A 13961-nucleotide genomic window follows, 5' to 3' on the forward strand; every position below is an offset into this window, starting at 1 on the left:
GCCCGTCATGAACCAGCAACTCGCGGGCTACGCCCCGACCCCCGTCACGGCCCGGATGGAGAACCACGGCAAGACCATGCTCAAGGTCGCCATGGCCTCCGGGCAGGACCTCTTCGCGCGCACCGGCTCGATGGTGGCGTACGAGGGCTTCATCCAGTACGAGCCCAACCCGCCCGCCGTCCGGCAGATCGCCTCCCAGTGGATCACCGGTGAGGGCGCGCCCGTCATGAAGTGCTCCGGCGACGGGCTGCTCTATCTCGCCGACTACGGCGCCGACGTGGTCGTCATCAATCTCAACAACGACTCGCTCTCCGTCAACGGCACCAACCTCCTCGCCTTCGACGCCCACCTCACCTGGGGCGTCGAGAAGGTCAAGGGGATGGCCAAGTTCGCCGGGCAGGGCCTGTGGAACGTCGTCATCCAGGGCACCGGCTGGGTGGCCATCACCTCCCGGGGCACCCCGATCGTCGTCGACTGCGGACGTGGCGAGGACGAGACGTACGTCGACCCGGACGCGCTCGTCGCCTGGTCCCCGAACCTCAAGGTGAAGGGCAAGCGCAGCTTCAAGGCCGGCTCGCTGATCGGCCGCGGCAGCGGCGAGGCGTACCAGATGGCCTTCTCCGGCCAGGGCATCGTCGTCGTCCAGCCGAGCGAGGACAGCACGGACCGCCTGCGGATCCGGAACTGAGGGGGAGGGGGAACACATCATGCAGAGTCCGCTTTTCAGCCACACCGAGCAGCAGACCCAGGACCGGTACGCGGTCCAGAACCCGCAGCTCCTGCGGGTCTCGCTGACCGGCCAGGACGACGTCCTCGCCCGTAAGGGCGCGATGGTCGCCTACCAGGGCCTGATGGACTTCGACGGGGAGTACCAGTCCCAGGGCCAGCGGCGCGCCCGCGCGCACACCGGCGAGGGCCTGGACCTGATGCGGGTGTCCGGACAGGGCACCGTCTATCTCGCCAACCTCGCGCAGTACATCCACGTCGTGGACGTCGACCGCGAGGGGATGACCGTGGACAGCTCCTACGTCCTCGCGCTCGACTCCTCGCTGCACACCGAGGTCATCGCGGTGGACAGCCAGTACGGGATCTCCGGCAGTGGCAAGTACCAGCTCAACATCTCCGGCTCGGGCAAGGTCGCCCTCATGACCTCGGGCCAGCCGCTGATGATGCAGGTCACGCCCGAGAAGTACGTCAACGCCGACGCGGACGCGATCGTCGCCTGGTCCAGCTCCCTGCGGGTGCAGATGCAGGCCCAGACGCACTCCTCCGGTGTCTTCCGGCGGCGCGGCAACACCGGCGAGGGCTGGGAGCTGAGCTTCCTCGGCCAGGGCTTCGCGCTGGTCCAGCCGAGCGAGGTCATGCCGCCGCAGAACGCCCAGATCGGCCAGGGCGCCCGCGCCCAGTTCGGCATGGGCCAGCAGGGCGCGCACGGCCAGAACCAGAACAACGCCTGGAACTGACCGGCACCCACAGAGCACTGCGGTGGACAGCGGTAAGGGGCGGCCTCTCTGGAGGCCGCCCCTTACACATGACCGTTCGGCCGTTGCTACAGCCGGGCCCGCGTCGCCTCCATCAGCCGTACGACCGAGGTGTCGGCGACCCCGGGTACGTCCGCGTAGTCGAACCAGCGCAGCTCCAGCGACTCCTCGCTGATCCGCTCCGCCGCACCGGCCGGGGCCAGGGCGGCGTACTGCACGTCGAGGTGCCAGTTGCACGGGGACGGAATCGGGTGCCGGTCCAGCCGGACCGGTCCGCCGGGCAGCAGGGTGAGCCCCGTGATGCCGGACTCCTCCGTCGCCTCACGGAGCGCCGCCGCCGCCAGGGTGGCGTCCTGCTCCTCGCAGTGGCCGCCCATCTGGAGCCACATCCGGAGCTTGCGGTGCAGGGTCAGCAGCACCTTGCCGCGCTCCGGATCGATCACCAGGGCGCTGGCCGTCACGTGCCCGGCCCCGCACGCCTTCCACATGCCGTCGTCGTGGCGTGCCAGATGGTCCAGGTAGGCCCGACGCAGCTCCACCTGGTCGCCGTGCGTGTCCTCGGGGCCGTCGGGGGCGTACCCCTTCAGTACGAGGGTGGCGTCGTCGTGCAGGCTCACTGGTCGGGGCCGCCCTTGCCGTCCTCGTCGTCCTTGTCGGCGTCGGCGTCGGTGTCGGTGTCGGCCTCGGCCTCGGGGGCCTTCGGCTTCCCGGAGCCCTTCGCCGCCTCGCCGAGCATCTTGTCCAGCTCGGAGAAGTCGGCCTGCTCGTGATGGACGAAGCCGTCCGGATCGTCCAGGTCATGGGCGGTCGGCAGCATGTCCGGGTGGGACCAGAGCGCGTCCCGGCCCTCCAGACCCCGGGCGTCCGTGAGCGAGGCCCACAGGCGCGAGGCGTCCCGCAGCCGGCGAGGACGCAGCTGGAGACCGATGAGCGTGGCGAACGTCTGCTCGGCGGGTCCGCCGGACGCCCGGCGCCTGCGCATCGTCTCGCGCAGCGCGTCGGACGAGGTCAGCCGGGACTTCGCGGCCTCGTGGACCACCGCGTCCACCCAGCCCTCCACCAGTGCGAGAGCCGTCTCCAGCCGCGCCAGGGACGCCTTCTGCTCGGGCGTGTCCTCGGGCTGGAACATGCCCTGCTGAAGGGCGTCCTGCAACTGCTCCGGCTGCGAGGGGTCGAACTGGCCGACGACGTCTTCCAGCTTGCTGGTGTCGACCTTGATGCCCCGGGCGTACGCCTCGACCGCGCCGAACAGATGCGACCGCAGCCACGGCACATGGGCGAAGAGCCGCTGGTGAGCGGCCTCGCGCAGGGCCAGATACAGCCGGACCTCGTCCTGCGGGACGCTGAGGTCCTTGCCGAACCGCTCCACGTTCAGCGGGAGCAGCGCGGCCTTGCCCGCCGGGCCCAGCGGCAGCCCGATGTCGGTGGAGCCCACGACCTCACCGGCCAGCGTGCCCACGGCCTGCCCGATCTGCTGGCCGAACATGGCGCCGCCCATCGACCGCATCATGCCGATCAGCGGGCCCGCCATGGCCTGCATCTCCTCGGGAAGCACATCGCCCATCGCCAGGCCCACCCGCTCGGCCACCGGGTCGACCAGCTGCTGCCAGGCTGGCAGCGAGGCCTCGACCCACTCCGCGCGGCTCCACGCCACGGTGGAGACCGAACCGGAGGGCAGCGAGGTGACGCCGTCCAGCCAGAGGTCCGCCAGCCGCAGCGCCTCGTCGACCGCCGTGCGCTCGGACGGGCCGACGCTGGCGTCCTTGGTGCCGTCCGGGGTGCCCTGCGAGACCGTCTGGCGGGCGATCTGCTTGGCCATGTCCCAGTTCACGGGACCGCCCTCGTAGCTCAGCATCTGGCCGAGCTGCTGGAAGGCCGCGCCGAGATCGTTCGGATTCATCGAGCCGAACATTGCGGCGAACGGGTTGTCCCCGCCCGCCCCCGGCCCGAATCCGAACGGGCCGCCGGGCCCGCCCGCGCTCTGCCCACCTTCGGTGGGGTCCTTCTTCTTGCCCTCGTCGCCGTTCTCCGGCTCCTCCGGCGGAAGGCCGAATCCGAATGGGGTGTCACTCACGGGTTTCCTCGGCTCGTAGGGCCGCCGGCTCGAACCGACGGCGACTGCCCGACATCACCATCCAGCGTAGACACCACGCCCGCTTCGGGCCTCAGTGCTCCGCCGACTCCCGGCCTGCGGCAGGATGGACGCCACCTGGTACGTACGCGTCATTCGGGTACGTACTGAAGACAACCGCTGGAGACGCCCGGTGAGTTCCCCAGATCCGCAGGTTCGCGCAGCGCGAAACCTGACCGACCCCTCGCCCGAGAACGCGCCTGAAGAGAAACGCCCCAGGGCCCCCAGAAACCGGGGCCCCGTCGTCGCGGTCACCGGCGCCGCCACCGGCATCGGCGAACTGCTGACCGCCCATCTCGCCGCCTCCGACGCGATCAAGCAGGTCATCGCGATCGACGAGCGGCGCGGCGAGGTCTCCGAGGCGACCTGGCACATCCTGGACGTACGGGATCCGGCGATCGCAGAGAAACTGCGCGGCGCGGACGTCGTCGTGCACCTGGCCCTCGATCTCGACCTGGAGACCGACCCCGCGGCCCGCACCGCGTACAACGTACGCGGCACCCAGACCGTGCTCACCGCCGCGGCCGCCGTCGGGGTCCACCGGGTCGTGCTGTGCACCTCGGCGATGGTCTACGGGGCGCTCGCCGACAACGATGTACCGCTCTCCGAGGACGCCGAGCTGCGCGCCACCGCCGAGGCGACCGGCGTCGGCGACCTCCTGGAGATCGAGCGGCTCGGCCGCCGGGCCCCGCGCGCCCACCCCGGGCTCAACGTCACCGTCGTGCGCCCCACCGTCCTGGTCGGCGGCACCGACACCGCCCTGACCCGCTACTTCGAGTCCCCGCGTCTCCTGGTGGTCGCCGGATCGCGTCCCACCTGGCAGTTCTGCCACGTCGAGGACCTGGTGACGGCCCTGGAGTACGCCGCCCTGGAGAAGATCGACGGCGAGTTCGCGGTCGGCTGCGACGGCTGGCTGGAGCAGGAGGAGGTCGAGGAGCTCAGCGGCGTACGCCGGATGGAGCTGCCCTCCGCCGTCGCGCTCGGGGCCGCGGCCCGGCTGCACCGGATCGGCCTCACCCCGTCCCCGGCCGGCGACCTGGCCTACACGATGCACCCCTGGGTGGTCAGCGTCAGCCGGCTGCACGATGTGGGCTGGCGGCCGAAGTGGACGAACGAGGAAGTGCTCGGCGCCCTCCTCGAAGAGGTCGAGGGCCGCCACACGCTCGCCGGACGCCGTCTCGGCCGCAAGGACGCCACCGCCGCCGGAGCCGCCGGAGCCACGGTCGCCCTGCTCGGCGCCGCCGCCGTGGTCCGCCGCGCCCGCAAGGCCCGCCGCCGGATCTGACCGCCCGCCGCGCCCGCGGGCCTGTAGAAGGCTCCAAACCGGTCGGTCGGCCGCCGGTAGAACAGGCAATTCCGGGATGTCGGCGCCGTACGGCACGATGGGAGCATGGCACGCACCCACGACCACCCCGGCGAGCACGCGGCAGCCGACCCCGTCCGGCTGCTGGCGATCCGGGACACAGCGCTCTCCGTCGACGAGGTCTTCCGCGCCGTCGGCGACGACGCGGCGGGCGGCATCGCGCTCTTCGTCGGCACCGTGCGCAACCACGACGGCGGACAGGACGTCGGCGCGCTCGGCTATTCCTGTCACCCCTCGGCCGAGGACGAGATGCGCCGAGTGGCGGAGAAGGTCGTCGCCGACTTCCCGGTCCGCGCCCTGGCGGCCGTCCACCGAGTGGGTGAACTGGAAGTGGGTGACCTGGCCGTCGTCGTCGCGGTCGCCTGCCCGCACCGCGCCGAGGCCTTCGAGGCCTGCCGCAAGCTCATCGACGACCTCAAGCACGAGGTTCCGATCTGGAAGCACCAGCGCTTCTCGGACGGTACGGAGGAGTGGGTCGGAGCCTGCTGAGCGCAAACCGACCCGGGGCGCATCGGCCCCGATTTGCGTAACCGCACCCCCGCCACGAGCGTTGGTCTTCCGGATCGTTAATCTGCTGATCGGGCATCCGGTCGCTCATGGGGTAGGGAGGTCGTGATGGCGGCTCTCGCTTGGCTGTTGATTCCACTTTTCGCTGCTGTCGGCGGTGCGATATGGGCGAGTTGGGCTGCCCGCAATCGCACGACCGGCGATGTCACCCAACTCGCCGACTACGCCAGATTCCGTGACGCGATGGAGAAATCGCACTCCGGTTCCGAGGCTCTCTGAGACCGCCGCACGCCGCGTGACCACCTGCCGCCGCGTTCCGGTCGCCCCGTACGGACCGGCCCCGGCGGTGCACTGACAGGCCCTTCCCGTACTGTCGTTCCATGCCACGCCGCACCGCGACGATGCTCGCCTCCACCCTCGTCCTCATCGCGCTGCTCTGCGCAGGCGTGCTGATCAAAGTGCCGTATGCGGAGATGTCTCCCGGACCGACGGTCAACACCCTCGGCGAAGCGCGTGGCGAGCCCGTCCTGCAGATCTCCGGTCGCAAGACGTACCCGGCCTCCGGCCACCTCAACATGACGACGGTCCGCGTCACCGGAGCGGACTACCGGATGAACATCGTCGAGGCCGTCTACGGCTGGCTGGCCCACGACAGCGTCGTGGTGCCGCACGACACGCTCTACCCGGACGGCAAGACCGAGGAGCAGTCCACCCAGGAGAACGCCGAGGAGTTCAGCCAGTCCCAGGAGAGCGCCAAGGTGGCCGCCCTCAAGGAGCTGGACATCCCGGTCTCCACCCAGGTCGTGGTCTCCACGGTGGTCAAGGGCAGCCCCTCCGAGGGCAAGCTGCACGCGGGCGACGTGATCAAGGCCGTCGACGGCACGGAGGTCACGGAACCCGGCGACGTGGCGAAGCTCGTCACCAAGCACCAGCCGGGCGAGAACGTCGTCTTCACCATCGTTCCCGCCAAGGAGGCCGCGGCGGCGGAGAAGGCCGGCCGCGCCCCCGAGGGCGGCGAGAAGATCACCATCAGGACGGCGAAGGCTCCCGCCGCCGAGGACGGCGCCGAGGAGGGCGGGAAGAACCGGGCGATCGTCGGGATCAAGGCCGGGACCGACCACACGTTCCCGTTCGAGATCGACATCAAGCTCGCGGACGTCGGCGGACCGAGCGCCGGACTGATGTTCTCGCTCGGCATCATCGACAAGCTCACCCCGGGCGATCTGACCGGCGGCAAGTTCGTCGCGGGCACCGGCACCATCGACGACGCGGGCACGGTCGGCCCGATCGGCGGCATCACCATGAAGCTGGTCGGCGCCCGCAACGCCGGAGCACGCTACTTCCTCACCCCCGACGACAACTGCGCCTCGGCCGCCGCCGACACACCGGACGGACTCACCCTGGTGCGGGTCAAGACCATCGAGGACGCCACGAAGTCGCTGGAGCAGATCAAGGCGGGGAAGACCGCCGGTCTGCCGAGCTGCTCGACCGGCTGACGGCCGCACCGCCCGGGAACCGCGGTGCGGTCCCGGGCAGCCGCCGGATCAGGACTCGAACGTCGCGGCGAGCGCCTCGGCGAGACCGGGCACCAGGCCGGCGCCGGTCAGCACCTCGGTGGGGGAGTCCTTCTCGCGCAGCCGTACGGCGGACTCGCGGGCCCCGTCCCGCAGGACGGCCACGGTCATCCGCACCTCCTGCCGGTCCGGGTGCTTGGCCACCCACTGGGTCAGCTTCTTGTCGCTGAGCCCTTCCGGAACGGAGGCCTCCGCGGACGGCGGCAGCATCAGGCGCTCCACCGTCATGGCACAGCCGACCACGGCGTCCGGCCAGGCGATCGTGGCGAGGAAGTCGTCGAGCGCGGTGCCCGGGGGAAGTTCGTCCTGCTCGATCGGGGTGAGCGCGGCGACGGACGAGCTGGGGTCCTCAAGGCCCAGCTGGGCGGCGAGACCGGGCTCCTGGACCCGCAGCTGTGCGGTGTCGACCAGGGCGAACAGCCGGGCGGGCTGGTCCCAGCCGAGGTTGGAGGCATAGGCGTCGATTTCGAGGACGGCGACGGTGAGCGGACTCGCGGCCATCGGGGGTCCTGCGGGGGAAACGTTGGGCATGGGCAATATCCTGCCTCCTTCCGCCCCGGAAGCGGGAACTAGGTAAAGCCTCAGTAAGTTGCATAGGTGGGCTCTAGGATCGCTGGGCCTGTCCACACGACCGCGAACTTCGAGGTGCGCACGTTGGCTTTCCAGATGCCGGACCGCGGCGGAGGCCCGACCGGGCCACGGATCAGAGTCGGCCGCCCGTCCCGGCGCGCCCGTACCCTGCTCATGACTTTGGGTGTCCTGGCGGTTCTCGCCATGGCCTTCGTCATGTTCGCCGGGTTCTGGACGGACTGGCTCTGGTACAGGTCGGTCGCGTATTCATCCGTCTTCACCACCACCCTGTGGACCAAGATCGGGCTGTTCCTCGTCTTCGGACTGCTGATGGCGCTCGCCATCGGTGTGAACATCTGGCTCGCGCACCGGCTCCGGCCGCCGCTGAGCGCGATGTCGCTGGAGCAGCAGAGCCTGGACCGCTACCGCATGAGCATCGCCCCCTACAAGAAGTGGGTGCTGCTCGCCATCACGGCGCTCGTCGGACTGATCGCCGGAGCGTCCGCCTCCGGCCAGTGGCGCACATGGCTGATGTACGTCAACGGCGTGGCGTTCGGGCAGAAGGACCCCCAGTTCCAGCTGGACGTCTCCTTCTACGCCTTCGACCTGCCGTGGTACCGCTTCCTGCTGGGCTTCGGCTTCGCGGCGACCGTGCTCTCGCTGATCGCCGCCGCGCTGACCCACTATCTGTACGGCGGGCTGCGCATCACCAGCCCCGGCGCCCGCGCCACCGGGGCGGCCACCGGCCACCTCTCGGTGCTGCTCGGCATCTTCGTCTCCCTGAAGGCCGTGGCGTACTGGCTCGACCGGTACGGGCTGGCCGTGAAGTCCAGTGACTTCAAGGCCACCGACAACTGGACGGGCCTGCGGTACGTCGACGCCAACGCCTATCTCCCGGCGAAGACCATCCTGTTCTGCATCGCCGCGATCTGCGCGGTGCTGTTCTTCGCGACGCTGTGGCGCCGCACCTGGCAGCTCCCGGTCATCGGCTTCGGCCTGATGGTGCTCTCGGCGATCCTGATCGGCGGGCTCTACCCGGCGATCGTGCAGAAGTTCCAGGTCCAGCCGAACGAGCAGGCCAAGGAAGCGCCGTTCATCAAGAAGAACATCAATGCCACACGCGACGCGTACGACATCGATGACGCCAAGGTGGACGACTACGACGGGCAGTCGACCACGAACGACGACGCCAAGCTGCGGGCCGCGGCCAACACCGCCGCCAGCTACCGGGTGATGGACCCCAATGTCGTCTCCCCGGCCTTCCAGCAGCTCCAGCAGCGGAGGAACTACTACCAGTTCCCCAAGACGCTGGACGTCGACCGCTACAAGGGCAAGGACGGCAAGGAGCAGGACACCGTCATCGGTCTGCGTGAGCTGAACATCCAGGGCCTGCCCAAGCGGAACTGGATCAACGACCACTTCACGTACACCCACGGCTACGGCGCCATCGCGGCCCGCGGCACCACCACCGGCACCAACCCGACGGGGTCTCCGGACTTCACCGAGTCGGGTCTGCCCTCCACCGGTGAGTTCGGGAAGTACGAGCAGCGGATCTACTACGGCGAGAAGACCGAGCAGTACTCCATCGTCGGCGGGCCCCAGAAGGAGCTCGACTACGAGGAGGACGGCGAGAAGACCACCAGTTACCAGGGTGACAGCGGGGTCAGTCTCTCCAACGCCTTCAACCGTGCCGCGTACGCGGTCTCCTTCAGTGAGCCGCAGATCATGTATTCGGGAGCCATCGGTGACGGCTCGCGGATCCTGTACAACCGCACGCCCAAGGAGCGCGTCGAGGCGGTCGCCCCGTGGCTGACCATCGACGGCGACGCCTACCCGGCGGTCGTCGGTAACCGGATCCAGTGGATCGTCGACGCGTACACCACGAGCAACGGCTATCCGTACGCGTCCCGGACGACGCTCGGCGACACCACGGCCGACTCGCTGACCACCAACCAGCGTGCGGTCGTCGCCCAGCAGAACCAGGTCAACTACATCCGCAACTCGGTGAAGGCCACCGTCGACGCGTACGACGGCAAGGTCAGGCTCTACGAGTGGGACACCGAGGACCCGGTCCTCAAGACCTGGCGCAAGGCGTTCCCGGGCACGGTCAAGGCCCGTACGGACATCCCGCAGGACCTGATGGACCACCTGCGGTATCCGCAGGACCTCTTCAAGGTCCAGCGCGAGCTGCTCACCCGCTACCACGTCGAGGACCCGGCGCAGTTCTACAGCGGCAGTGACGCCTGGCAGGTGCCGGACGACCCGACCAACAAGGAGCCGGGCTCCGTTCCGCCGTACTACCTGAGCATGAAGATGCCGGGCGAGGAGGCGCAGCAGTTCTCCCTGACCACCACGTTCACTCCACGAGGGCGGCCCAACCTGGGTGCCTTCATGGCGGTGAACGCGGACGCGGCCAGCAAGGACTACGGCACCATGCGGCTGCTACGGGTCACCTCCACGGTGAAGGGCCCGGGCCAGGTACAGAGTGAGCTCAACGGCAACGACGACGTCGCCGAGTTCGTGAGGAACCTCAAGGGCACCGACTCGGACATCGAGTACGGAAACCTGCTGACGGTTCCGCTGGAGGGCGGGTTCCTCTACATCGAGCCGGTCTACACGCGCGGTGGCAACCAGAACTACCCGCTGCTGCGCAAGGTCGCCGCTTCGTACGGTTCGAAGATCGTCTTCGAGAACAACCTCAAGGACGCGCTCAACGCCGTCTTCGGGGTCGAGGACGACGGGGCCACGACACCGCCCGACACCGATGATCCGCCGGGCGAGACCGACGAGCCCCCGGCCACCGGCAGCGCCGCGCTCAAGAAGGCCATCGCGGACGCCCAGAAGGCCTACTCCGACGGCGAGAAGGCGCTGAAGGAGCAGGACTGGCCGGCTTACGGCAAGGCCCAGGAGGCTCTTCAGGAGGCCCTGGAACGTGCCGCCGCCGCGCAGCCCAAGGCGGGCAGCGAGGGGGACAAGGCCGACAACGCCGAGAAGCCGGCGGGCGACGCCAAGCCGGAGAGTTCGGCCGAGCCCGCGAGCGCCGCGAAGCCGGCAGACGCGGACAAGGCGGATCCGGCGCGGAAGCCCGATGCGGCCGACGGAGCCGAGAAGGGCTCCGACCAGGGCAGCTGAGCAGAGCCCACCCCGCGTCGTGGTACGGTTTGAACACAACGACGCGGGGTGGAGCAGCTCGGTAGCTCGCTGGGCTCATAACCCAGAGGTCGCAGGTTCAAATCCTGTCCCCGCTACTGAAAAGACGAAGGCCCGGATCCCTTGGGATCCGGGCCTTCGTCATGTCTGTCGTGGGTCAGGCCGTGTCTATCCCACGCTGTGGGCGTGAAGTGCGGTTCGCTGGGCAGCAGTTGCCTCCAGGCGTGTTTGACTTGTCTCCCTGTGGGCATGTCGACAAAGCGCTGTAGTGACCTCGCTGGCCGCGATATACCAGGTGTACGCGGGTTACAGGTGGTGCGACGATGGTATTTATGGGGGACAGGGCAACTCTGTTGGAGACAGGGCGGTTTGTGCAGCAGCGCGGCCAAGATGCGGAAAGCGCGGTAGACGCGGCTTTCGCCGCTGCCATCGCCGGGACGGGCGCACCGGTCCAGCGGACCGGCGCCACCGACCCGAGCCCTGCCGCGAGCATCTCCGACGAGGACACCACGGACGCGGTCGACGCCGCGGACAGCGCCGAGAGCGAGGCGCGTCACCGGCGCGCCGCCGACGCGGGCGACACCGCGTCCATGAGCGTCCTGGGCGCGCTGCTGCTGCGCCGGGGCGAGCTGGACGGTGCCGAGCGGTATCTGCGCGCCGCCACCGCCGACGGGGACCGGGCCGCCGCGAACAACCTGGGCGTCCTGCTGCACCAGCGGGGCTACCCGGACGAGGCCGCGGGCTGGTGGCGCATCGCCGCCGTGGCCGGATCCGCCGCCGCGGCGCACGCGCTCGGCCGGCACTTCCGCGAGCGCGGCGACGAGCCCGGCGCGGAGTACTGGCTGCGCCAGTCCGCCGAGCAGGGCCACGCGCTGGGCGCGTACGCGCTGGCCGACCTCCTGGAGCACCGCAGCGACGTCGGCGCCGAGCGTTGGCTGCGCGCCGCCGCCGAACAGGGCCACCGCGAGGCCGCCTACCGGCTGGCACGCACCCTGGAGCGGAAGGCCGTCGAAGACCCGCACGACGCCTTCGGCCTGGGCCGGAGCGCCGGTTCCGGACGAACCGGAACGAGTCTCGGCCTGCCCGGCGGCCCGCCCGTGCCCACTCCTGACGCACGGGAGTCCGGCGTGCGGGAGGCCGGCGCCAGGGGCACGGCCAAGGGTGCGGCCGAGGGCGACGGTCCCGTGGCGGGCCCCGCCGCGGGCCGGGTCGGCGAGGCCGAGCAGTGGTACCGCCAGGCCGCCGCCCGTGGCCATCGGCGGGCCGCCCTGCACCTCGGCGCGATCCTGGAGCAGCGCGGCGAGCTCAAGGAGGCCGGACGCTGGTATCTCACCTCCGCCAAGGACGGCGAGCCGCGCGCCGCCTGCGCGCTCGGCTTCCTGCTGCGCGACGCCGGTGACGAGGAGAGCGCCGCCGTGTGGTGGCTGCGCGCCGCCCAGGACGGTGACGGCAACGCCGCCAACGCGCTCGGCGCGCTGCACGCCGCACGCGGTGAGCAGCAGACCGCCGAGCGCTGGTACCGGGCCGCCATGGACGCCGGTGACGTCAACGGCGCGTACAACCTCGGGCTGCTCTGCGCCGCCCAGGACCGCGTCCCGCAGGCCGAGCAGTGGTACCGCCGTGCCGCGTACGCCGGACACCGCGAGGCCGCCAACGCGCTCGCCGTGCTGCTGCTCCAGGCGGGCGACCACACCGGCGCCGAGCCCTGGTTCTCCAAGGCGGCCGAGGCGGGCAGCGTCGACGCGGCCTTCAACCTCGGCATCCTGCACGCCGGTCGCGACGAGGACCGTACGGCGCTGGGCTGGTACGAGCGCGCCGCGGCGGCCGGGCACACCGACGCGGCGCTCCAGGTCGGTATGGCCCTGCTGCGGGACGGCGACGACCGCGAGGCGGAGCGGCATCTGCGCTGTGCCGCGGGCGGCGGCAGCGCCGAGGCCGCGTTCCGGCTGGCCGGGGTGCTGGACGCGCGTCAGCCGCCGCCGGGACCGCCCGCGCTGGGCGAGCCGATGCCGGAGAAGACCGAGTGCGAGGAGTGGTACGAGCGGGCCGCCCAGCAGGGCCACCGCCGTGCCCAGGTCCGGGTCGGCATGCTCGCGGCGGCGCGCGGGGACGTGGAGAGCGCCGCCCACTGGTACCGGGAGGCGGCCGAGGCGGGCAGCCGCAACGGGGCGTTCAACCTCGGGCTGCTGCTGGCCCGGGAGGGCAGCGAGCGCGAGGCCGCCCTGTGGTGGACCCGTGCGGCCGGTGCCGGACACGGCCGGGCCGCGCTGCGCCTGGCGCTTCTCGCCGCCCGGCGGGGCGAGCTCACCGAGGGGCAGCGCTGGTGCGCGCGGGCGGTGGAGCTGGGCCCGGCCGAGGTGGCCGAGCGGGCCGCGCGGCTGCGCGAGGCGCTGCACCAGGAGCTGACCGCGTAACACCGCGAGCCCAACCGGACGCCGGACTCCGGCCCCGGAGGGCCGGGCCTCCGGGGCCGGTGTGAATGAATTTGCGCCGTTCGACCCGCTGGCGTAATGTTGCATTCACCGACGCGGGGTGGAGCAGCTCGGTAGCTCGCTGGGCTCATAACCCAGAGGTCGCAGGTTCAAATCCTGTCCCCGCTACTGAAGACGAAGGCCCGGATCTCATCGAGATCCGGGCCTTCGTCATGTCCGGCGACCACGAGATCCGGGCCCGCCTGTCGAACAGGCGGGCCCGGATCTCGTCGGTGGGCGTCGGCTCAGGCGGTGGCGGCGCAGTTCGGGCAGATGCCGCGGTACGTCACCTCGACGCCGGAGACCGTGAAGCCGTAGCGCTCGTCCGTCGGCAGGTCCGCCAGCGGGTTGCCCGCCGGGTGCACGTCCCTGATGGCGCCGCACCGAGCGCACACCAGGTGGTGGTGCGGGCGGTGCGCGTTCGGGTCGTAGCGTTTGGCCCGGCGGTCGGTGGAGACCTCCAGCACCTCACCGAGGGACACCATCTCGCCGAGGGTGTTGTAGACGGTGGCGCGCGAGATCTCGGGCAGGCGGGAAACGGCCCTCGCGTGGACCTCGTCCGCCGTCAGGTGAACGTGGTCCCCGTCGAGGACCTCGGCCACGACACGCCGCTGCGCCGTCATGCGCCAGCCGCGTCCACGAAGTCGTTCCAGCAGGTCGCTCATGGGGCCAGCCTAACAGTGGCGGGATCGAGTCCCGATCGAGTGTGACTTT

The 13961-nt window shown here is 70.6% G+C and carries 11 protein-coding genes and 2 tRNA genes; 9 read left to right on the forward strand and 4 right to left on the reverse strand.

Features of this window, described 5'->3' with window-relative positions:
* Nucleotides 1-7 precede the first annotated feature (7 nt).
* Both KV381_RS25260 and KV381_RS25265 read left to right on the forward strand, forming a co-directional pair.
* Complete coding sequence (locus KV381_RS25260) at nt 8-688, forward strand: AIM24 family protein (RefSeq protein WP_030087259.1); 681 nt, start codon at nt 8-10, stop codon at nt 686-688.
* Between the two features lie 19 nt (nt 689-707).
* A complete protein-coding gene (locus KV381_RS25265; RefSeq protein ID WP_030087257.1) occupies nt 708-1463 on the forward strand; it encodes an AIM24 family protein in 756 nt (251 codons plus the stop codon).
* Nucleotides 1464-1549: 86 nt separating this feature from the next.
* Here the strand turns inward: KV381_RS25265 and KV381_RS25270 are convergent, their stop codons facing one another.
* A complete protein-coding gene (locus KV381_RS25270) occupies nt 1550-2098 on the reverse strand; it encodes an NUDIX hydrolase (protein ID WP_193462529.1) in 549 nt (182 codons plus the stop codon).
* On the reverse strand, nt 2095-3555 hold the full coding sequence (locus tag KV381_RS25275; protein ID WP_098026621.1) for a zinc-dependent metalloprotease: 1461 nt from the start codon (nt 3553-3555) through the stop codon (nt 2095-2097). The genes KV381_RS25270 and KV381_RS25275 overlap by 4 nt, the downstream gene beginning before the upstream one ends.
* Nucleotides 3556-3745: 190 nt before the next feature.
* Here KV381_RS25275 and KV381_RS25280 point away from each other — a divergent pair, with 190 nt between their 5' ends.
* The 3 genes from KV381_RS25280 to KV381_RS25290 all read left to right on the forward strand — a co-directional run bounded on the left by KV381_RS25280 (nt 3746) and on the right by KV381_RS25290 (nt 6978).
* Entirely contained in the window at nt 3746-4897 is a 1152-nt protein-coding gene (locus KV381_RS25280) for an SDR family oxidoreductase (protein ID WP_098026620.1), read from the forward strand.
* A gap of 105 nt (nt 4898-5002) precedes the next feature.
* Complete coding sequence (locus tag KV381_RS25285) at nt 5003-5464, forward strand: molybdenum cofactor biosynthesis protein MoaE (protein ID WP_030087249.1); 462 nt, start codon at nt 5003-5005, stop codon at nt 5462-5464.
* 398 nt (nt 5465-5862) lie between these two features.
* Nucleotides 5863-6978 (forward strand): PDZ domain-containing protein, encoded by a 1116-nt coding sequence (locus KV381_RS25290; protein WP_218786388.1) that lies wholly within the window; start codon nt 5863-5865, stop codon nt 6976-6978.
* Between the two features lie 48 nt (nt 6979-7026).
* Here KV381_RS25290 and KV381_RS25295 read toward each other — a convergent pair whose 3' ends face one another.
* The gene (locus tag KV381_RS25295) at nt 7027-7587 is read right to left on the reverse strand and encodes a PPA1309 family protein (protein ID WP_234024681.1); all 561 of its coding nucleotides are present in this window, start codon (nt 7585-7587) and stop codon (nt 7027-7029) included.
* 135 nt (nt 7588-7722) lie between these two features.
* Between KV381_RS25295 and KV381_RS25300 the strand changes: the two genes are divergently transcribed.
* From KV381_RS25300 to KV381_RS25315, 4 genes are all read left to right on the forward strand, one after another.
* On the forward strand, nt 7723-10758 hold the full coding sequence (locus KV381_RS25300) for a UPF0182 family protein (RefSeq protein WP_218787294.1): 3036 nt from the start codon (nt 7723-7725) through the stop codon (nt 10756-10758).
* A gap of 42 nt (nt 10759-10800) precedes the next feature.
* Nucleotides 10801-10874, forward strand: a tRNA-Met gene (locus tag KV381_RS25305).
* A 225-nt stretch (nt 10875-11099) separates the two neighbouring features.
* Entirely contained in the window at nt 11100-13190 is a 2091-nt protein-coding gene (locus KV381_RS25310) for a tetratricopeptide repeat protein (protein WP_218786393.1), read from the forward strand.
* Nucleotides 13191-13302: 112 nt separating this feature from the next.
* Nucleotides 13303-13376 (forward strand) — tRNA-Met (locus KV381_RS25315).
* A 116-nt stretch (nt 13377-13492) separates the two neighbouring features.
* Here the strand turns inward: KV381_RS25315 and KV381_RS25320 are convergent.
* Nucleotides 13493-13912: a Fur family transcriptional regulator gene (locus tag KV381_RS25320; RefSeq protein ID WP_030631270.1), complete on the reverse strand. Its 420-nt coding sequence runs from the start codon at nt 13910-13912 to the stop codon at nt 13493-13495.
* Nucleotides 13913-13961: the final 49 nt, after the last annotated feature.

The organism is Streptomyces sp. WY228, assembly GCF_019287315.1.
GTDB lineage: Bacteria > Actinomycetota > Actinomycetes > Streptomycetales > Streptomycetaceae > Streptomyces > Streptomyces caviscabies.